Source organism: Streptomyces sp. 12E (assembly GCF_055633275.1).
The window spans coordinates 163,775-181,507 of record NZ_JBVNCJ010000003.1 but is presented as its reverse complement, the minus strand read 5'-3'; the positions used below and the strand labels follow the sequence as shown (position 1 = coordinate 181,507).

Sequence of the window (17,733 nt, the reverse complement as noted above, 5' to 3'; positions counted from 1 at the left end):
GAGAGCGGCCCACCGCAGGACGCGGTGGGCCGCTCCAGGTCCCTCACGCGGGGCCGGGATCGAAGATCTCGTGTCCGCCGACCCTGCGCCAGATGACGTGCGGCTCACCCGCGCGGAGTTCGTCCCCGTACTGCCAGGTGGCGCGCCCGTCAGGCGCCCAGGTCATTTCCATGATGGGACGCTCGCCGTCAGGGAGCCTGACTCCCTGGACCGGCTTGACCCGGAGGCCGGGCCGAAACTGCCCCGTCGCCACGTCCGGCACGAACTTGTTCCGGACGGCGTCCTCGAACCGCTCACGCTCCTGCGGAAGGAGCTTCTTGAAGTCGCGGTCGAAGCGGGCAGTCGTATCGAAAGTCGGCAATAGGGCCTCCAGGTGAGTCGGGGTCAGTTCTCCTTGCCGAGGTGCGCGAACATGCCGTCCACGCCCTCGTGGCGGGTCGTGCGCCCGGCCGCGATGTCCTCGCTGGCCTCGCGCTCACCGGCCTGCCACCGCTCCGTCCAGAACCATGCCTGGTCGGTGCGGATCTTCCTCAGTCCGTGAACCTCGACGATGCCGGCGTCGTTGATCTCGAACTCGAGCTCATCACCTGGGGAGACCCCCAGCGCCTCGCGTACGCCTGCGGGCAGCGTCAGCTGCCCCTTTTCGCGCACGCTGGCCTGGAACGTAGCCGCAGCCATGGATGTCCTCCCACTCTCACCTTCCATGTCTTCTTCGCTACTCAGACTACCCAGGACTCAGCTAGATTGCGACTCTCCAACTTTCTAACTTTCTCACATTCTACCATCGGACGTAGTAGGTAGAGCTGGGCCGCGCAGGCCCAGGTGACGTCTGTGCAGCGAGGGGGCGGGTCCGGCAAGGCCGCACGGCCCACTTCTTGGTCACACGCGAAGAACCCTTATGACCGGTGTCACGTCACGTCGCTGGAGTCGTCCGGCGTACAGCCGTCCGCCGAAATGGGCCGCCGGGGATGCTCGCCACTGTGTCCGCCCACTGCTGCCCGTTGAAAACTGCGGTGAGCCCGTCGGTCTTCGCGTTCCCCGTCTGCAGGAAGCGCCCAGGACGCACGGAGTGACCGTGCCGTCGGTCATGACCGCGGCCCGCCCGTCCGCGCAGCGGCCGCACAGATCCTTGGTGCTGAGGACGTGCACTTCACCGCGGGCCGATCTCGGCGGCCTCGCTGATGAGGCGCTTCCAGTCGTCGCCGGTCATGCTGCCGTGGCCCTCGGTGGGGCCCGCCTTGGCGTAGCACAGGGACGGGCAGGTGAGCTGACACCTGCCGGTGATCTCCAGCTCGAGGAACTCCGGCCCAGCAGGACGTGCCGGGGCTTCGGGAGCGATCGTCATGGGCGTCTTCGTGAGGATCACCGGCTGTTCGGGGGCCGCGGTGTCCGGGCCGGCGAGGAAGACGTACCCGAGCGGGGTCCGTGCGGGCTCGGCGCAGACCTGGCAGCGCAGTGCCTGCATCGTTCCCCGCTGCCGCAGCGGGTGCATCATCCGCCACTGCGGCCGGCCCGTCGGCCGGCCGAGGTCGTCGACCTCGCCGAAGGAGCAGCGGGCCCACAGCACGCCTACGCGCTGCTGGCGCAGCGGCAGCTTCGGTACGGCCACGTCGAGGCGTCGTGCGAGTCGTGGGAGCGCTTCCTGGACGAGTACGAACATGTGTCGTCCGTCCGTGGTGACGACCACTTCACCACGATGCGCAAGGAACTCACGCCGTACGCCAAGACGCGCGCGGTGCGGGAGCTGTCAGGCAGGGCGCGCGAGGTCGCGGCGGCCAAGGCCTGAGAACGGGGGTGCCTCCAGGGGAATCGTCGGCAAACCCCGAAGGCGCCATCCACGACACGGGTGCCCCGGCCCAGCCGGGCTCAGGCAGCCGAACCGACTACTGCCTCGACTCCCCTGCGGGGGTCCTCCGAGGGACACCTCGGGCCGTGGGTGTTCCCGCGGATCGATCACCGGTCGGTCCTAGACGGTGTCCGCCGTGTTCGACTCCGGTGACCACCGACCGCGTCGGTTGCGTTCCCGCACAGCACACCGGCAGCGATCATGAGCTTCCCACGGACGCGCGAGACGAGTTGCCGGTCGGGGCGGCCGGGGTGCTGCGCGGCCGCCCCGGCCCGGTGGGGCGGGCCCGGCACGAACCGCCCCGTCGTGCCGGGCCCCGTCGCTCCGGTGTGCCGGCGCACGCACCCTCGTTCGGTGCGCCGGCACACACGGACCGGACCCTGCCGAACCGGACATGGAGGAAACCGGTGTGTCTCGGCAGGGACTTCCTCGCGGGCCCGCGACGGGGGGTGAGCGCGGGCCCGCGGTCCTGGGGGTGGTGCGGTGCCGCCCCGCCGGCGCCGGGTGGGCGCGGCGCGGGGACGGCCGGTTCAGGTCGTGGCCCGGCCGCCGCCCGGGGGTGGTGGGGCGACCGGTGGGGTGCGGGGTTCTCCCGCGCGGGTCAGTTGTCGTACGGGCGGCGGGCCTTGGCCTCCTTGGTGGCCAGCGCCCACCAGCTCAGCTTGTCCCAGAGGACCTTGGCGGCCGCCTCGGCGTCCGCGGGGTCGGTCAGGTTGCCCTCGGCGTCGAACTGCGCCCAGGGGCTGTGGAAGCTGATGGCGTCGCGGACCGGGACGGCGTGCAGCTCGTTGAAGATGTGCCGCAGCTGCTGGACGGCGCGCAGGCCGCCGGCGAGGCCGCCGTAGCCGACGAAGCCGACGGGCTTGGCGTGCCACTCGTACTGGGTCCAGTCCGCGGCGGCCTTCAGCGCGGCCGGGAAGCTGTGGTTGTACTCCGGCGTCACCACGACGAAGCCGTCCGCCGCCGTCAGCCGGGCGGAGAACGCCGCGAGCACCTCGGCGACCTCGGGCGACGGCTCGTCGGTCAGGGCGGTCGGCAGCGGGAAGTCCGCCAGGTCGACCAGGTCGACCTCGATGTCGTCGCGTCCGTCGGCGGTGCCGACGAACCAGTTGGCGATCGTGGGCCCGAACCGGCCCTTGCGCACACTCGACAGGATCACGGCCACGCGGATGCGGTCACTCGACATGTCAGCCCTTTCACGGCGGTTCATTTCCTCCACCTACAGAAGAACAAACCCGCATGCCGGTTTCCAAGTCGTATCGAAAAATCCGATGGGACGCGCCGCTGCCGGGCCCGCCGCACAAGGGGCGGCGGACCCGGCAGCCGGAGGCCGTCAGAGGGCCGGTCAGTCGACGCTCTGCAGGATGTGGGGTTCGGCGAGGTCCTCCTCGTAGCCGGCCAGGCGAATCGGAGCGGACCTCGCCCAGACCTCCAGGAACCCCGGATCCGGGGGCGACGGGCTCCACCCCGTGCCCTGAGCCGTCCGTTCGGGCGTCCGTTGTGCCGCCATCCGCTCTCTCCCTTCTTCCGGTCGGGATCCTCCCGGTCGGGTGGTTCAGCGCGCGGCGGCCCCGGCCCGTGCCGGGGGAGTGCCCTGCGGCTCGCCGGCCGTCTCCCCGGACGTGAGGGTCTCGGCCAGCTGCCGGGCCAGCTCCAGCCGCCGGATCTTCGCGGTGGCCGTGCGCGGCAGGTCGGACAGCCGGCGCTGGACCGGCGCGCCCAGGGCGGGCCCGCCGGCGACGGCGGCCTTCCAGCGCTCCGGGTCGAGCGGCTTGTCACCGCGGGTGCACACCACCGGTACGGGCCGCTTGTCGGGGCCGGGCACGATGACCAGCTCGGTCAGCTCGTCCAGCTTGTGCAGCACCGCGTCCTCGATCTCCAGGGTGGAGTCGATGCCCGGGATGACGTCGACCTCCCGGTCGAGCAGGTGCAGACAGCCCCACTTGGTGCGGTAGCCGACGTCCCCGCCCCGCCACCACTCGCCGATGACCTGCTTGTCGAAGCGCTCCTGCTCGCCGTAGTACGTCAGCGCGCGGCCGGCCGTGGCGACGTCGATGTAGCCGGGGTTCTCCTTCGACGGCTTGGCGCCGCCCCGCGACACCAGCCGGTACTTGGTCATGCCGGGCGTGGGGTAGCCCTGGCAGCGGCCGTCGGCCTTCAGGGCGTTGCGGCGCCGGTAGGTGCGACCGGCCAGCGGACCGCACTCGCTCTGCCCGTACACCTGGAGGAACACCGGGCTGCGGCGGTCCGTGGCGTGCAGGAACTTGTGCATGGTGCTCGGGTGGATCGCGTCGAAGGTGCTGTTGAAGTACTTGACGTTGGAGATCGGCCGGCGCGGGTCCTCGAGCATCTCCTCCCACTCCAGGAAGGAGTTGGGGTGGGTCTCCAGGACGCCGGGGCGGTGGCGGACCAGCATGTCGGCGACGTGCGCCGGGCTGCCGTCGTCCATGAAGACCATCGGCATGCCGCGCATCTGCAGCACGGCCAGGCCCAGGTACATCCGCGAGTGCACGTACGACACGTGCATGGCGACCGTCTCCCGCTTGCGGATGAAGGAGACGACCTTGTCCTGCCAGTTGCCGCGGGCGCCCAGTGAACGGGCCGAGTGCACCACCAGCTTGGGCACGCCGGTCGTCCCGGAGGTGTGCGTCATCAGGGCCGGCTGGTCGGGGTCGAGCAGCACCGGCCGGCGCCCCGGCGCGCCCGCCAGGTCCGCGAGCGCGACGGCGTCCGGGTGGGGGCCCGTCGCGCTGAGGACCCGCTCGGTCAGCTCGGGCAGCGGCAGCCCGGCCAGCGAACCGCTCAGCTTCGCCTCGTCGGTGAGCAGGGTGGGGCGCTCGAGCCGCTCGAGGAGCTTGCCGATCGTCTCGCCGTCCAGGTGCGGGGAGAGCATCGCCGGCACCGCGCCGATCCGGGCCACCGCGCAGGCCAGCACCGTGATGTCGAAGCTCGACGTCTTGTACACGGCCACGTGCTCGCTGGGGCGCACGCCCGCGGCCCACAGCCGGTTCGCGGTGTCGGCCACGAGCTGGGCGAACTCCCGGACGGTCAGCTTCCGGCCCACCTCCGGGAAGGCCTCCATGTCGTGGTCGAGCGTGATCGGGGTGTCGCCGTACTTCTGCGCGGCACGCTCGGAGACGACTCCGAGGTAGAGGAACTTCTTGCTTTTCGGCACCTTGAACATCAGGACTCTTCCTCCGAGAACCGACACGCGAAAATGGGAATTCCTCCGGAAAATCTCCCACGTGAATGCGGAGCGGAAAAGGGAAGGCCGGGCAATGTGTCATATCGCGGGGAAAGGAAAAGGCCGGGCCGCGCGAGGAGCGCGGTCCGGCCGGCCGTGTGCGGCACACGGGATCGGGAAAAGGGGCTCAGCCCTGCTTCAGCCCCTGCTTGAGCGCTTCGGCCACCCGCATCGTGCGCACGGTCTGGTAGCCGACGGCGGCGAGGTTGTCGTCGGTGACGTTCTGCGCGAGGTGGCCCGGGATGGCCTGCAGGCCCGAGGTGGCGCTGACCCCGTAGGGGTTGCCGTTGCTCGGCGTGAGCAGGATGTCGTCGGTGACGCCGGGCGGCACGATGACGGCCCCCCAGTGGTAGAAGACGTTGCTCAGGGACAGGATCGTGGACTCCTGGCCGCCGTGCGGGGTTCCCGTCGAGGTGAACGCGGACATCGCCTTGTTCATCAGGCCGCGCCGCGCGTGCAGCTCGAAGGTCTGGTCGATGAAGTGCTTGAGCGGTCCGGCCAGCAGGCCGTAGCGGCCCGGCGTGCCCCAGACGACGGCGTCGGCCCAGTCCAGGTCGTCGATGGCGGCCACCTGGACCCCGCCGGCGGCCGCCGCGTGCTCGTTGTTCGCCTGGGTCCATTCCGTGTAGTTGGGCGCGAGCGGCTCGTCGGTGATTTCGGCGACCCGCCGCAGTCTTACCTCGGCCCCGGCCTTCTCCGCCGCCTCGGCGGCGGCGACAGCCAGCTTGTGGATGTTTCCGGTGGCCGAATAGTAGACGATGGCGACATTGGTCATGCCCGTACTGCTCCCTCATCGGATTGAGTGCTCGAGCCGTCTTCCGGCTGCGGGTTCGCGCTCCATGGTGTCGCGGGCGCGGCGGGCCGGCCACCGGCATTCAATAGTCCGTCAAGTCCCTCCCGCCTTCCGGCCGGTCGACCGGTTTCCCGGTCGCGGACGGCGGTCGGACGGGCGGGCCGGCGACGGGGCTGCGGGCCGCGACGGCGGGCCGGCGGATCACTCCCCGCCCACCTCGACGCCCGGCGGGTTGTCGATGATGTAGCGCCAGAGGCCGTCGGCGCCGCGCCGGGCCACGTCGGTGGCGGTGCCCTCGATGTGGACGTGCTCCCCGTCGGGCTTGGTGCCGTCGATGACGAAGTCGCCGATCAGCAGGGCCGTGTCGTCGTAGACGTACGTGTGCCGGAGGCTGATCTCGATCGGGACGCCCAGGGCGAGGAAGCTGCTGGTCGCCCGGCGGCGGCCGTCGCCGGTCACCACCACGCCCGGTTGCAGCACCCGCACCGCCTCCGGTTCGAAGAGCCGGTCGATGGCGCCGAGGTCCTTGGCGTTGAAGGCCTCGACGAAGACCGAGGGCAACCGGGCCGGGTCACTGACTGCCATGATCTCTCTCCCCTCGGTTCAGGCGGCGGCCGGAGCGGCGGCGGCGGCCTTCAGCGCCGCGGCGACCTGGAGGGTGCGGCGGGTCTGGTAGGCGATGGCGCCGGCGTTCTCGTCGTGGATGAAGCCGACGCGGTTGCCGGTCACGGTGCTCGCGCCGTACGGGTTGCCGTTGTTCTTCTCGTACAGCACCGGGTCGGCGGAGCCGGTGGCGACGATGACCGAACCCCAGTGGCAGATCGCGTTGTGCAGCGCCAGGATCGTCGTCACCTGGCCGCCGTGCTCGGCGGAACCGGAGGCGAAGGCGGAGACGGCCTTGTTGAGCAGCTTGCCGTGGATCGACAGCGACGAGGACGTGTTGATGAACTGCATCAGCTGCGGGGCGGCCAGCCCGAAGTGGACGGGCGAGCCGAGCAGGACCGCGTCGGCCCACTCCAGGTCGTCCAGCGTGGCCTCGGGTATGTCCGCCACGCTGTCGGCGTGCTCCTGGGAGCCGGGCCGTCCGGTGGCCGCGAGTTCGGGCACCCGGCGCAGCCGCACCTCGGCGCCCTCCGCGGCGGCGGCGTCCGCGGCCGCCTGGGCGAGCTGGTGGGTGGAGCCGGTGGACGAGTAGTAGATGACGGCGACGTTGGTCATGGTCGGGCGCTCCCTGGGCGTACGGGGTCATGAGTACGTGGGCGGTGGAATGTGCGGCCGCCGGCCACATCGTTCTGCGCCGGGCAGGGCGCGGCAACGAAGGGCCCGCGAGTGCGTCAGGTCGTACGCCCGCCGCGTACGACACCGCAGACGGCGACCGCCAGGGCCAGCGCCAGGAACAGCGCCAGCGAAGTGAACTCGTCGAAGAAGGCGGTCGAGTTGTGCGCCCGCCCCGGCTCCCACGTTGAGCGTGAAGCCGTACAGGGCGATCGCCGTGGTCTGGGCCGCCGCCCCGGCCCGCGCGCCGACCGACTGGATGAGCGCGGGACCGAGCGTGGCGAAGCCCGCCATGAACGCGAACAGGGCGGCCCCGAGCGCGACGGCGTCGTTCCCGCCGAGGGCGGCGGCCAGCAGCGCGGCGACGGTCACCAGGAGCGCTCCGGTGGCGCGGCGGGAGGCGGGGAAACGGGCCAGGAAAGGGGCGACCAGGGCGGCGCCCAGCAGCGCCGGCAGGGCGCTGGCGCGCAGCGCGAGCAGCGGCCCGCCGCCGTCCGTCACCTCGTCGGGCCCGTACAGCTGGACCCCGGTGTAGACGGCGGTGAGGCTGCCCGCGCCGACCAGGATGACCAGGTACAGCGGGATCATCCGGGAGCCCAGGGCGGCCTTCACGCCGGAGAGGCCGCCCCCGACCTGCCGCTCCTCGGGCAGCAGGACCCGCCAGGAGACGACGGCCCCCGCCAGCAGCAGCGGCACGGTTCCCCAGAACGTCCACACCCAGCCGAACCACGCCGCCACCAGCTGCGCCTCGACCTGGCCGATCACGACCGTCGCCCCCATGCAGGCGGAGACCACGGTCAGCGCCAGGGAGGCGCGGTGCGGGGCGACGCGGGCGTTGATGTAGGCGTACGCCATGGGGATGAACGAGCCCGCGAACAGGCCCTGCAGGGCGCGCAGGACGACCCCGTCGGTCAGGGAGGCCGCCAGGGGCAGCAGGGCGGTGACGACGGCGGTGGCGAGGACGCTGGCCACCATCACGGTGCGCCGCCCCCAGCGGGTGGACAGCGGCCCGCTGAGCAGCGAGCCCACGGCGTGGGCGAAGGCGAACGCGGTGGTCGAGGCCGCCGCCGCCCCGGTCGACACGCCCCAGGCGTCGGAGAGTTCCGGCATGAGCGGGATGGTGACGTACATCTGGCCGACCACGAGCACGCCCATGACGGACACGGTGGCGACGGTCGCGACGAGCGGTGCGGTCCTCGGCGTCACCGAGGGCGGTGCCTCGGCGACCGATGTTTTCGACATACACCTACCCTCGGAGGGCCCTCCGGCCCCGGCAACCGCCCGCCCGGCTATCCGTCAAGTCCCGCTCCGGGCACCGGTCCCTTCCGGCCCGGCTGCTCAAGACGCCGGCCGCCACTCCCGCTCGAGGACGGCGTGCACGACGGAGTCACGCCACTGGCCCGCCTTCAACACGTGCGCACGGATCACGCCCTCCTCGACCACGCCCGCGGCCGCCATGGTCCTGGCGGAGGCCTCGTCGAGCGGGGAGCGCGCGCCCCGGACACGGTGGAGGCCCGGGTCGTCGAACCCGACGCCGAGCAGCGGCCGCACCGTCTCCACGCCGTGTCCCGCACCCCACGCGTCCGGGCGCGGTGCGAAGCCCATGGTGGCTCCGCGCTGCTGGTGGGGGTCGACGGCCAGACCACCGAACCCGATCACTCCGGCCGCCTCCCGCGCGACGACGGCGAGGGCGTACCGGGCCCCTGCGAGGTGGCCGAACGCCCAGCTCGGGGCGGGCGCAGGGGTGGGTGTTTCCGGGTTTGTCCGGCCAGGCTGTATCCCACCTCACCGGCTTCCCTGTCCGGGCCCGACGACGGTCCCCGTCAGCGATCACCTGCCCAGCGCGCGTCCGCCGGCCAGGATCCGGTGCCGACGATGTGCTCCACGAGCCTGAACGCCTCAGCGACGGGGACGGTGTCCTCATCCGGGTACTCGTCGTCCTGCCCGTTGGAGAGGACGAACCCATCGCTCAGTCCCGTAGCGCCCGGGTCCACGGCATGCTCACCGGGATCGCCTTCCTCTCCGAGCAGCATCACCATCGCGCGCTCGGTATTCGTCACGAAGGCCAGCGATCGTCCGGACGAACTGGTCAGCCCCGTCTCAAGCCGCCCGCTGTCGATCCTCGCCCGGAGGGCCTCCAGCACCACTTCGGACGACACGGGGACAGGGCTGTCGTCATTGATCACCCAGGACTCGATCACAAGCACGACGCTCTCACGAATGACCGGAACAGGCCCGCCTCCTGAAGGCAGGACAGCCCTTGGACCACGTTGAGCGACATCCTGCCGCGGATCCGCCCGGAGCTCACTCCTCGGGCCAGGAATCGACGCCTCGGATCACTACGCCAGCGATCGCACAGCACACCTCGACACCGAAGGTGCCTTTCCGAGTCGCTGCGTCTACGCCGGGCCGCTCGGAGACGGTCGGGCTGTTCGCCGAGCCGGTCAGCGGGTTGCGCGGATCATCACCATGAGCACGGGGGAGGCCGGTGACGGTCGGCTCTGCCCGATGTCCTCGTACCCCCACGACCGGTAGAGCGCGTGGACCTTCCCGTCGCCGGCCGCCGGGTTGACCATGAGCGTCACATACGGCTCGTCCCGTGTGGCGAGGAAGGCGTCATGCATGCGCCGGGCGGTGCCGGTCTTCCGCCAGGTGGTCCGCACTCCGATCTCTTTCAAGGCCACGGCCGGGCGGTTGGTGTACTCCTCCGGCGGCTCCGGGACGGTGCGCTGCCAGTACCGGTCGCCGTGCTCGATCCGGTTGCCGTAGACATAGCCGACCGGGTGCCCGTCCGCGTACGCGAGGACGACCGCGAACCCGGATTCGGCGCTGTGCCGATCCAACCGTTCGCCGAATGCCGTGACCGCGTAGTTCGGCAGGTGCAGCAGCGGGGCGCGCACGTCGGCGTACACGTCGATCACGTCGCCACGGACGGGGCCCAGGTCGGTGAACGTGCGGAGTTCGGTCGTGGGTGCCGTGGTCATGCGGTGGCCCTCCAGGTGTCGCGGGTGTGCTCGGTCCAGGTCTGCACGGTGGGGTCGCCCAGTGCCTTCGCGCGCAGGGCGGCCCCGAACTCCTGCAGCATGCGGGAGACGCGGGGATGCCGGGTGGCGGCGTCGGCGGGGACCTTCATCGCAGTGGCCGTGGCGGTCTCGAGGTCGCCCTGGGCGAGTTGGGCGTGTGCGAGACGGGTGGTGGTGATGGCCTGGGAGCGGCGCATGTGGGGCCGCAGGGCGGACAGGCAACGGTGGGCGTGGAATTCGGCGGTCGGATAGTCGCCGAGCGCGAGGTGGGCGGACAGGGCGAGCGCGTCCAGTTCGGCCTGGTCGTAGAAGGCGAGCAACCATACCGGCCGGTAGTCGTCGGGGTTCGCGCGCTGCATGGCGTCCTGCGCCTGGTCGAGTGCGCGGCGGGTTCCTGCGCGGTCCTGCGCTGCGCCGTGGATGGCTGCCTGCCGGGCCAGGCCGAGGGAGGCGAACAGGGGGTCGTGGCGCGTGATGTGCAGGTTGCGTGCGACGTCGTTGGCAGCGAAGGCGTCGGCGGGGCGGCCCATGTGCCGGTACATGGCTCCCGCGTGGCTCCAGATGCGGAACTTGATCGCCTGATCGCCGGACATCTCGGCAAGGACCTGCGCCTCGCGCATGTGCGTCTTCGCGTCGTCGTAGCGACGGCCGTCGATCGCCGCCCACATCGCGGAGGAACGGAACGAGGCCGCGCATGCGTACAGGTTGCTGCGTACGCGCTGGGTGGCGCTGCCGGCGTTCTGAAGGTTCAGCGCCTCGTCGGCGAGCGCGGCAGCGTGCTGCTCGATACCGAGCTGACCGCCGTAGCGGTGGTCGCCTGCGATGATTTCGGCGAACCGCTGCTGCAGACGGCCGACGTCGCTCATACCGATACTGCGGGGTGCCGCGGTGCCAGGGGCAGCGGCGGCTGCTGCGGCGGCAGCGATGCCGCCGACGAGGCTACGGCGCTTCATGTCGAGGTCCTCCTGCGGTGCGGCGGGGGTGGACAGAGCCCGGCCCCGTGGCACGAACCCTAAAGCGGTGGCGGGCAAGCCGGTGACATCCTCGAGAGCCCTGCGTGTGGCTGACTTGGGCCATCTGACGCGGCCTGCCTTCCAATCCCGGACCGACGAGCCGTCAAGCCCGCCCAGCCGTCCGGTAAGTCGCTCAAGGGCCCTGTTCACCGCTTCGGCCAAGCTGTTGGAGCTGTGGCCGTGCTCGTCCATCCACGCTTCAAGAACCTCATTGCGCGTGACGCTCATGCACGCACCGTAGCCCCGCGCTTTCCGCCCGTCAGGTAAAGCGGGGGTCAAATCACCCTAGGGTGTTCCGTTGAATGGGCATCCGATCACCCTAACCACCCAGCAACGCAACGGAGTTATCTGGTCACCGGCCGACCGCCCCATGCGGGTGGCCGCTGTCGGCCCTGTCCGCTCTTCGATCCCCCGCGAGGAGCGGACAGGGCACCGAAACGACCGCGAGCGCGAGGCGAACGACCATGACGACTGCTCACCCCCCGGTTCCGGGGCGTACCCGTCAAAGTGCCCTGGACACCGCCGGGCCTTCCTTGTCAGCCGCGGCGGCAGACCACTCACCCCATGACCGCCGTCAGCCCGAGCGTCCGCGCCCGGCCGGCGACCGGGTGAGCGTGTGCTTCGAGGTCTGCCCGCCCCGGGCCGGGGACGGCGTCTCCGAACAGGACGCGCGCCGTGTGAGGACGGCCCGGCGAGTGACCGCGGCCCGGCTGCGGTACTGCGGCCTGGAGCCGCTGGTCGACGACGCCGAGCTCATCGTCTCCGAGCTGGTCACCAACGCCATTCAGCACGGCGCCGGCACACGAGTCACCTTCACCATGACGGTCCGCGACGGCTTCCTGCGCCTGGCCGTGCACAACGAGACACTCGGCCGGCCGGTCGTCCGCGCTGCCGCGGACACCGCCGAGCGCGGTCGAGGCCTCTTCCTCGTCGGCTGCCTCACCGCCGCCCACGACGGCACCTGGGGGACCAGCGACGACGGGGCCACCACCTGGTGCTGTCTCGCGCTCCCCGGCGGCCTCCCCCGATGACGCCGGCCGCCCTCGACGACGTCCCGCCGAAAGAACTCGCCAAGCGGCTCGTCGCCCCGCTGCCCGAAGCAGGCGGCATGACCCACACCGCCTTCCCCCGTACGAGAGAGAACACCGTGCACCCCGAACCGCCCCTGGTCCCCTTCGTCATCCAGCGCGCGGGGGAGGAAGCCGCCCCCGACAACCTGCTGCTGACCACGCTCGGGCCGGGCCGCTACCGGCTGCGCTACGCCGACGAGGACCCCCGGGACCGCGACCTGCGCGGCGTGCTGTGGGCCCGCTGCTCCTTCGGCCCCGTCGACGACCTCGGCCGGCCGGTGGGCCGGCCGCAGTGGCGGATGATGCATCCCCTACGGCAGCGGGGCACGATGCAGGCGCTGCGCTGCCAGGTCTGCGCCGAGCCCGCACGAACCCCGCTCGGGTTCATCTTCCTCGCCGGCCCCGGCACGGTGGACCCGGACGACCCGATGATCCTCACGAACCAACCGCCGGTGTGCCCTCGGCACGCGCGCACCGCCGCCGACCTGTGCCCGCACCTCACCCACGACCCGACGGTGCTCCTGACCCGCAGCGCGCCTCTGTACGGGGTGAGCGGCGTCGGCTACGGCTACGGCGGCCAGGGCGTGCAGGTCGTGCAGCGGCCGGACGGACCGATCCCGTACGGCCACCCGCTCCTGCCGACCGTCCTCGCCTCCCAGATGGTGCGCCGCCTCAGCACCTTCCGACACATCGGCCTGAACCAACTGCTCTGGGAACTGGAACGCGCCGCATGAAGCTCCCGGCCGGGCCTCTGACGGAATCGGCGGGGCCGCCGGTCGTCGGGGCCGAACACGGCGCCCCGTCCACGACCGTCCGGTGGCTGATCCTCGGCGGAGTCACCGACGAGCACTGGTCGTGCGTCACCGGAATTCGAGTGACCTCCGGGACCGGGCAGGCCCGTGAAGAGCGGAGCACGTCTCGGTTGCGAGTCGGCGACGGACCCTTCGGAAGGCCGTGTTCCGCGCGATCGTCGAGCCATGCCCGAACGCGCCGACAAGCAGCCCTCCCGCATGGAGGGCGCCTTCACCGCCGGTTTTCTCCTGTTTCTCGTACTGGTGGCGGACGCGGCGGCCGGGCTGTTGGTCTTCATCGTGCTCGCCGTCCGAGGGCTGAGCCGGATGGGCGCCGACTCCGGACGGACGGCGACCGACGTGCCGTCCCCGGACTGGGCGCCGGTGCTGGGCTTCGGCACTCTGGCCCTGGCGGTCGGTGTAACGGCCGCCCTGCTGCTGCGGATCGGGCACCCGGTCATCGGGGCGGTGCAGCTGACGTTCTGCTTCCTCCTGGCGGTCCACACGCTGGGGTACTGGCCCTGACCTTGATCCGGCCGGAGTGGCTGTGCACGTGAGTGCCGTTCAGGGGCACAGCCGTAGGGGGCGCCTTGAAATCGGAGGATCTGGCACAGGCACTGAGCTTGTTCTTCATGGACGCCGATGACTGATGACGACGGTTCGCGGAGCAGGGAGCCGTACCGCCCAGGTCGGACCGGATCTCCCGAGCGTGAGGAACCCCGCCCCCCGCCTCCCGGACCACGGACACGGTCCGTGTCGCCGGACGCGGAGCGAACCCGGCCGCTCGGGCTTCCTTGTCAGCGGGCCTGGTCGCTCTTCGGCTCGATGTCTTTGATCCTGGTCGGAGTTCCCTCCGGGGCGAACGGGTGGTGGAAGGTGAAGGCGTGCGGCGCGGAGCCGTGGTCGTGGAGGTGTTCCAGCCTGGAAACCCCGTCCCGCCAGGTGGGTGTCACGCTGTCGGAGACCCACCAGAACACGTGAGTCGGGTGCCCTGTCCTCTCGAACCAGTCGTAACGCCTGCCCAGCGCCTCACAGTGCAGACCGGTGTAGACGGCGTCGAAGGCGGAGCGCAGATCGGTCCAGAGCGAGAGGGTCGCGGCCAGGGCGGTGGTCTCCACCGTACGGCCCTTGCCGTACCAGGTCGGTACGGCGAACTCTCCCCATGCACCCCAGTCCGCCTCGAAGAGCACGCCCCGGTCGCCGTCTGCCGCTTCAGCATGCGCGAGGTACCCGGGGTGCTGACCGATCTTCCGGTAGACGGCCTCACCGATGTCGTAGAACTCGCGTGTGAGAGGTGTGGGATCGGCGAGAGGTGACTTCAGGACGCCGAATGTGTACAGCGCGAGACGGGGCATGCGTTTCTCCCTGGTCGGGGGTGCCTGGTGGGGACCCGGTTCGGTGGCTTGCGCATGGGGGCGGGGATTCGTGGGGCGTGGCCGACTCATCCCGTCGCGGAGGGCTCAGCCTGAGGGAACTCCCGTGCGACCGTGGACGATCGCCGAGGACCAGGTGAAGGTAGCTGCCCGCACGGGCCATGTCGAAGTTGCGTTTTCCCTGTCCAAGTGGCCTCTTGCACCGGTGGGTGCGGGGACACCGTGCGCCGCCGGAGTGGCCGGGGCTCCCAGGCGGGCCGGCCCGGGCTCGAGGACCGTCGACGCTGCGGAGTGGGCGCAGAGGGGCAGTGGGCAGTTCCTCCGGCGGTACCTCGCGCTTCGGCACCCGCCGTTACGGGTCCCACCGGTCGGTCATCCGGTCCGAAGGAGCGTGCGGCATCCCGGCCCCCGTCGGGGGCGGAGGCGGGTGGGCACGCTCGTGCTGGTCGTGCCAGGCAGCGATCGTGAAGAGCAGTGCGACGGCGGCCAGGAGCAGTTGGACCGCGCCCGCGAACGGATGTGCCGTGCACAGGAAGATCACGGCGATCACGAGCACACCCACCGTGAACCCGCCGAACCAGAGGGTGGGAGCCCAGTCCATCGGGGGTGCCACGGTGTGCTCGTCCGCACGGCCCCACCCACGGACGACCGACGTCAGCCCCAGCAGAAAGGCGACCGGGAGTTCGACGAGCAGCACGATCAGGCCGATGCAGCCGCCCGCGAACCCGTCGCCCCGCGAGGCCGAGAGCCGCCCGGGGCGGGAGCCGTCCTCCGGCAAGCGCGGTACACGCGTACTCCGCTCGAAACGCATGGCTACACGCTCGTGCGTGACGCCGTGCACCGCACCACGGTTCACCGGGCCGGGACCGAGTCGTGGCCGAGCCGAGCACCCCGCAGGGCCTCCTGCCCTCGAAACGAGACGACCGTTCTCGTCGCGGCTCTCAACGAGCGTTGGCCCAGGTGCGGGTGGACAGCACCAGCAGATAGCCGTCGGGGTCCTGGAGGGTCACGCCCCAGGTGTCCCAGTACGGGTTGTGGGCCGGCACGCGCTTCCCGCCGTGCCGCTCGAGCCGTTCCACCAGGGAGTCGGGCACCGGTTCGCCGAGGTAGACGACCAGGAGGTCCTCGGGGGTCGGCCGCGGCTCCACGGGAGCCGCGGGATCGTGGACGAGTTCCAGGTGCCAGCCGGCATCGGGCCAGCCGACCATGAGGAGCGAGCTCTCTCCCGGGGTGCCGTCCGCCGCGTGCCGGTACAGGACGTCGAGGCCGAGGCCCGAGACCCAGAAGCGTTCCGCTGCTCGGAGGTCACGTGAGGGCCGGGCCATGCGGATGTGAGCTGCGGCGTCGGCAGGCATTGTCGTACCTCCTGGTGGGGGTGGTCCCGGCGTGAGCCGGCGGCCGTGTCCGGGGCCATGGGTGGCAGTGAGCTTAGAGATCGAGTGACCGCGTGCCATCGGGCGCTGGTCCTGGTCCTGGTCACCGAGAACCCGGCGGCCCTGACGCCCGAAGCGCGTCCGAGGTTGTACGTCATCGGACTGATTGCCCGCGCCGGGCCCGCCGGGTATGTATCGCGGAGCACCTCGCAGGGGGCGGGGTCCACGAAGTCCGGGAGGGGACGTGCGAAGACTTCTACCCGCGGTGGCGGGCGCGTTGGGGGCCGGTCTGCTGGCGGCGCTGCTGCCGATGGGGACGGCGAGCGCCGACACCGGGGACGGTGGCACGGCGACGGCGCGGATCAGTGTGGCCGCCGACGGGACGCAGGGCAATGACACGTCGTTCGACCCGGTGATCAGCAGGAACGGCCGCTACATCGCCTTCGTCTCGCGGGCGACGAACCTCGTGCCCTCCGACCCGGCCCCATCGGGTCTCCAGACGTACCTGCGCGACCTGCAGGAAGGCACGCTGGAGCGGGTGACCCTCGACGGCGCCCCGGCGGAGGTGTACGACTTCAGCGCCTCGGGGGACCGGATGCTGATCAGGTCGCTCAACGGCCTGTACGTGCGCGATCTGCCGACGGGCCTCACCCGGCGGGTGGACCTCGACCTCGGTGAGTTCACCGGCGGCTCCCCGTCCGGCGCCCGGATCAGCGGCTCCGGCCGCCACGTCGTGTTCGCGCAGAGCCGGCCCCCGGGGTCGACTGCGGCCGAGGGCTCGAGGGTGTACGTACGCGATCTGCTGGACGGCACGACGCAGTGGGTGAGCCACCCCAACACCGCGACCGAGACCTACTACGCGGGCTGGCCCGTCATCAGCGACGACGGGCAGCGCATCGCGTACACCGACATCAGGTACTTCCCCAAGGGCCCCGGGAAGGGCCATGCCCACCTCATCGACCGGAGCACCGGCGAGCGGCAGGTGGTGGACGTCTCGCACGACGGCACGACACCGGAGCGAGCCGTGGGCGGGCTGTCGTTGAGCGCGGACGGCAGTCTGGTCCTCTTCCACCGCTCCGACAGCAGTCCGGTGACCGCGAACGACCAGAAGGCGACCACCTTCCTCCGCGAGCTGGCTACCGGCACCACCCGGCCGCTCCCGTCCAGTCAGCCCACCAGCCACGGCTCGCTCAGCGCCGACGGTCGTTTCGTGCTCTTCATGCCGGGTGTCATGGGGCCGAACACGCCGCTTCCGCCGGTCTTCCGTTGGGACCGGGAGACGGGTCAGGGGGAGCTCGTGACCGTCACGAGGGACGGCGGTCCGGCCACCGGCTATCCCGGACAGGTGGCGATGACCGGGGACGGCCGCACGTTCGCCTTCGAGTCGCGCGACTCCGACATCGTCCCCGGCGACACCAACAACACCTGGGACGTCTTCGTGCGGACCCTTCCGCCCGCCTCCTGAGACGCCCGTGTCACGAGGCCGTGCGAGGCGTCGCGCCTGAGCTGTACCGGCACATCGAAGAAGAGGACGGCCGGAGCCTCCTCGGCTTCGAGCACGTCCTCACCAGCGGCCGCACCGGCTTGGGCGCATCCGGACGGCCCGAGCCGCCTCGTACTTCGGTCGATGCCTCCGCGCGCTCGTCGCCGTGGGGGCATCGGCTGCCGACGAGGACGGAGCGCGGCACCAACCGGTGACTCCTTCCCGCCGTCCGGAGCACCGCTTCGCCGGCCGGCCGCAGGAACTCACCGACACCTGCTGGGGAGAGGGCTCGCCCGGAGGCGCGGAGAAAGTGACGGCTTGCCGGATCACGTGCGGAGCGAACCGCCGGCGCCCTTCCGTGTCGCAACGAAGCACCGCCCGGAGCGCTGCGGTCGCGCTCGATCACGGTCTGTCCCAACGCGCCCTGACCGCCATTCCGAGCCGCCCGA

Annotated in this window: 22 protein-coding genes; 5 read left to right on the top strand and 17 right to left on the bottom strand. The window is 71.3% G+C overall.

Translation table 11 applies throughout. The features are described from left to right. Positions 1–43: 43 nt before the first annotated feature. The 3 genes from ACZ8ZB_RS35445 to ACZ8ZB_RS35435 all read right to left on the bottom strand — a co-directional run bounded on the left by ACZ8ZB_RS35445 (position 44) and on the right by ACZ8ZB_RS35435 (position 1,660). Positions 44–361, bottom strand: a complete 318-nt coding sequence (locus tag ACZ8ZB_RS35445) for a hypothetical protein (RefSeq protein WP_470741893.1) — start codon at positions 359–361, stop codon at positions 44–46. 23 nt (positions 362–384) lie between these two features. Then, positions 385–678, bottom strand: a complete 294-nt coding sequence (locus ACZ8ZB_RS35440; protein WP_470741892.1) for an AbrB/MazE/SpoVT family DNA-binding domain-containing protein — start codon at positions 676–678, stop codon at positions 385–387. 472 nt (positions 679–1,150) lie between these two features. Then, a complete protein-coding gene (locus ACZ8ZB_RS35435) occupies positions 1,151–1,660 on the bottom strand; it encodes a hypothetical protein (RefSeq protein WP_470741891.1) in 510 nt (169 codons plus the stop codon). Here ACZ8ZB_RS35435 and ACZ8ZB_RS35430 point away from each other — a divergent pair, their 5' ends adjacent. After that, positions 1,661–1,786, top strand: coding sequence for a hypothetical protein (locus tag ACZ8ZB_RS35430; protein WP_470741890.1), 126 nt, complete (start codon positions 1,661–1,663; stop codon positions 1,784–1,786). It begins immediately after the preceding gene. A 661-nt stretch (positions 1,787–2,447) separates the two neighbouring features. Here the strand turns inward: ACZ8ZB_RS35430 and ACZ8ZB_RS35425 are convergent. The 11 genes from ACZ8ZB_RS35425 to ACZ8ZB_RS35375 all read right to left on the bottom strand — a co-directional run bounded on the left by ACZ8ZB_RS35425 (position 2,448) and on the right by ACZ8ZB_RS35375 (position 11,422). After that, positions 2,448–3,032 carry an NADPH-dependent FMN reductase gene (locus ACZ8ZB_RS35425; RefSeq protein WP_470741889.1) on the bottom strand — a complete coding sequence of 195 codons (585 nt, stop codon included), beginning with the start codon at positions 3,030–3,032 and terminating at the stop codon, positions 2,448–2,450. A 159-nt stretch (positions 3,033–3,191) separates the two neighbouring features. Then, positions 3,192–3,356, bottom strand: a complete 165-nt coding sequence (locus ACZ8ZB_RS35420) for a hypothetical protein (RefSeq protein ID WP_470741888.1) — start codon at positions 3,354–3,356, stop codon at positions 3,192–3,194. 45 nt (positions 3,357–3,401) lie between these two features. Beyond that, on the bottom strand, positions 3,402–5,030 hold the full coding sequence (locus ACZ8ZB_RS35415; RefSeq protein WP_470741887.1) for a class I adenylate-forming enzyme family protein: 1,629 nt from the start codon (positions 5,028–5,030) through the stop codon (positions 3,402–3,404). Positions 5,031–5,217: 187 nt separating this feature from the next. Beyond that, positions 5,218–5,865 (bottom strand): NAD(P)H-dependent oxidoreductase, encoded by a 648-nt coding sequence (locus tag ACZ8ZB_RS35410; protein WP_470741886.1) that lies wholly within the window; start codon positions 5,863–5,865, stop codon positions 5,218–5,220. A gap of 219 nt (positions 5,866–6,084) precedes the next feature. Then, entirely contained in the window at positions 6,085–6,468 is a 384-nt protein-coding gene (locus ACZ8ZB_RS35405; RefSeq protein ID WP_470741885.1) for a YybH family protein, read from the bottom strand. Between the two features lie 18 nt (positions 6,469–6,486). Next, the gene (locus tag ACZ8ZB_RS35400; protein WP_470741884.1) at positions 6,487–7,101 is read right to left on the bottom strand and encodes a flavodoxin family protein; all 615 of its coding nucleotides are present in this window, start codon (positions 7,099–7,101) and stop codon (positions 6,487–6,489) included. 27 nt (positions 7,102–7,128) lie between these two features. Continuing rightward, positions 7,129–8,400, bottom strand: coding sequence for an MFS transporter (locus tag ACZ8ZB_RS35395; RefSeq protein ID WP_470741883.1), 1,272 nt, complete (start codon positions 8,398–8,400; stop codon positions 7,129–7,131). 96 nt (positions 8,401–8,496) lie between these two features. Then, positions 8,497–8,937 (bottom strand): GNAT family N-acetyltransferase, encoded by a 441-nt coding sequence (locus tag ACZ8ZB_RS35390; protein ID WP_470741951.1) that lies wholly within the window; start codon positions 8,935–8,937, stop codon positions 8,497–8,499. 44 nt (positions 8,938–8,981) lie between these two features. Further along, complete coding sequence (locus ACZ8ZB_RS35385; protein ID WP_470741882.1) at positions 8,982–9,359, bottom strand: hypothetical protein; 378 nt, start codon at positions 9,357–9,359, stop codon at positions 8,982–8,984. 243 nt (positions 9,360–9,602) lie between these two features. Further along, positions 9,603–10,142: a GNAT family N-acetyltransferase gene (locus ACZ8ZB_RS35380; protein WP_470741881.1), complete on the bottom strand. Its 540-nt coding sequence runs from the start codon at positions 10,140–10,142 to the stop codon at positions 9,603–9,605. Beyond that, positions 10,139–11,422: an XRE family transcriptional regulator gene (locus ACZ8ZB_RS35375; RefSeq protein WP_470741880.1), complete on the bottom strand. Its 1,284-nt coding sequence runs from the start codon at positions 11,420–11,422 to the stop codon at positions 10,139–10,141. Before ACZ8ZB_RS35375 ends, ACZ8ZB_RS35380 begins: the two co-directional genes overlap by 4 nt. Before the next feature lie 386 nt (positions 11,423–11,808). Between ACZ8ZB_RS35375 and ACZ8ZB_RS35370 the strand changes: the two genes are divergently transcribed. The 3 genes from ACZ8ZB_RS35370 (at position 11,809) to ACZ8ZB_RS35360 (ending at position 13,580) form a co-directional block, all read left to right on the top strand. Next, on the top strand, positions 11,809–12,225 hold the full coding sequence (locus tag ACZ8ZB_RS35370) for an ATP-binding protein (RefSeq protein ID WP_470741879.1): 417 nt from the start codon (positions 11,809–11,811) through the stop codon (positions 12,223–12,225). Beyond that, entirely contained in the window at positions 12,222–12,998 is a 777-nt protein-coding gene (locus ACZ8ZB_RS35365; protein ID WP_470741878.1) for a hypothetical protein, read from the top strand. The genes ACZ8ZB_RS35370 and ACZ8ZB_RS35365 overlap by 4 nt, the downstream gene beginning before the upstream one ends. Positions 12,999–13,241: 243 nt before the next feature. After that, positions 13,242–13,580 carry an inner-membrane translocator gene (locus tag ACZ8ZB_RS35360; RefSeq protein ID WP_470741877.1) on the top strand — a complete coding sequence of 113 codons (339 nt, stop codon included), beginning with the start codon at positions 13,242–13,244 and terminating at the stop codon, positions 13,578–13,580. A 272-nt stretch (positions 13,581–13,852) separates the two neighbouring features. Here ACZ8ZB_RS35360 and ACZ8ZB_RS35355 read toward each other — a convergent pair whose 3' ends face one another. The 3 genes from ACZ8ZB_RS35355 to ACZ8ZB_RS35345 all read right to left on the bottom strand — a co-directional run bounded on the left by ACZ8ZB_RS35355 (position 13,853) and on the right by ACZ8ZB_RS35345 (position 15,783). Continuing rightward, positions 13,853–14,410 (bottom strand): DUF3291 domain-containing protein, encoded by a 558-nt coding sequence (locus tag ACZ8ZB_RS35355; RefSeq protein ID WP_470741876.1) that lies wholly within the window; start codon positions 14,408–14,410, stop codon positions 13,853–13,855. Between the two features lie 370 nt (positions 14,411–14,780). After that, entirely contained in the window at positions 14,781–15,239 is a 459-nt protein-coding gene (locus ACZ8ZB_RS35350) for a DUF6234 family protein (protein WP_470741875.1), read from the bottom strand. 130 nt (positions 15,240–15,369) lie between these two features. Beyond that, a complete protein-coding gene (locus ACZ8ZB_RS35345; RefSeq protein ID WP_470741874.1) occupies positions 15,370–15,783 on the bottom strand; it encodes a VOC family protein in 414 nt (137 codons plus the stop codon). Positions 15,784–16,045: 262 nt separating this feature from the next. Here ACZ8ZB_RS35345 and ACZ8ZB_RS35340 point away from each other — a divergent pair, with 262 nt between their 5' ends. After that, positions 16,046–17,266: a hypothetical protein gene (locus tag ACZ8ZB_RS35340; RefSeq protein WP_470741873.1), complete on the top strand. Its 1,221-nt coding sequence runs from the start codon at positions 16,046–16,048 to the stop codon at positions 17,264–17,266. Positions 17,267–17,733 lie beyond the last annotated feature (467 nt).

What these genes read in the sequence shown, in the direction of transcription:
- ACZ8ZB_RS35440 (WP_470741892.1), bottom strand. Translation starts at nt 678, where the DNA reads ATGGCTGCGGCTACGTTCCAGGCCAGCGTGCGCGAAAAGGGGCAGCTG.
- ACZ8ZB_RS35435 (WP_470741891.1), bottom strand. Translation starts at nt 1,660, where the DNA reads ATGTTCGTACTCGTCCAGGAAGCGCTCCCACGACTCGCACGACGCCTC.
- ACZ8ZB_RS35425 (WP_470741889.1), bottom strand. Translation starts at nt 3,032, where the DNA reads ATGTCGAGTGACCGCATCCGCGTGGCCGTGATCCTGTCGAGTGTGCGC.
- ACZ8ZB_RS35420 (WP_470741888.1), bottom strand. Translation starts at nt 3,356, where the DNA reads ATGGCGGCACAACGGACGCCCGAACGGACGGCTCAGGGCACGGGGTGG.
- ACZ8ZB_RS35415 (WP_470741887.1), bottom strand. Translation starts at nt 5,030, where the DNA reads ATGTTCAAGGTGCCGAAAAGCAAGAAGTTCCTCTACCTCGGAGTCGTC.
- ACZ8ZB_RS35410 (WP_470741886.1), bottom strand. Translation starts at nt 5,865, where the DNA reads ATGACCAATGTCGCCATCGTCTACTATTCGGCCACCGGAAACATCCAC.
- ACZ8ZB_RS35405 (WP_470741885.1), bottom strand. Translation starts at nt 6,468, where the DNA reads ATGGCAGTCAGTGACCCGGCCCGGTTGCCCTCGGTCTTCGTCGAGGCC.
- ACZ8ZB_RS35400 (WP_470741884.1), bottom strand. Translation starts at nt 7,101, where the DNA reads ATGACCAACGTCGCCGTCATCTACTACTCGTCCACCGGCTCCACCCAC.
- ACZ8ZB_RS35395 (WP_470741883.1), bottom strand. Translation starts at nt 8,400, where the DNA reads ATGTCGAAAACATCGGTCGCCGAGGCACCGCCCTCGGTGACGCCGAGG.
- ACZ8ZB_RS35380 (WP_470741881.1), bottom strand. Translation starts at nt 10,142, where the DNA reads ATGACCACGGCACCCACGACCGAACTCCGCACGTTCACCGACCTGGGC.
- ACZ8ZB_RS35375 (WP_470741880.1), bottom strand. Translation starts at nt 11,422, where the DNA reads ATGAGCGTCACGCGCAATGAGGTTCTTGAAGCGTGGATGGACGAGCAC.
- ACZ8ZB_RS35365 (WP_470741878.1), top strand. Translation starts at nt 12,222, where the DNA reads ATGACGCCGGCCGCCCTCGACGACGTCCCGCCGAAAGAACTCGCCAAG.
- ACZ8ZB_RS35360 (WP_470741877.1), top strand. Translation starts at nt 13,242, where the DNA reads ATGCCCGAACGCGCCGACAAGCAGCCCTCCCGCATGGAGGGCGCCTTC.
- ACZ8ZB_RS35355 (WP_470741876.1), bottom strand. Translation starts at nt 14,410, where the DNA reads ATGCCCCGTCTCGCGCTGTACACATTCGGCGTCCTGAAGTCACCTCTC.
- ACZ8ZB_RS35350 (WP_470741875.1), bottom strand. Translation starts at nt 15,239, where the DNA reads ATGCGTTTCGAGCGGAGTACGCGTGTACCGCGCTTGCCGGAGGACGGC.
- ACZ8ZB_RS35345 (WP_470741874.1), bottom strand. Translation starts at nt 15,783, where the DNA reads ATGCCTGCCGACGCCGCAGCTCACATCCGCATGGCCCGGCCCTCACGT.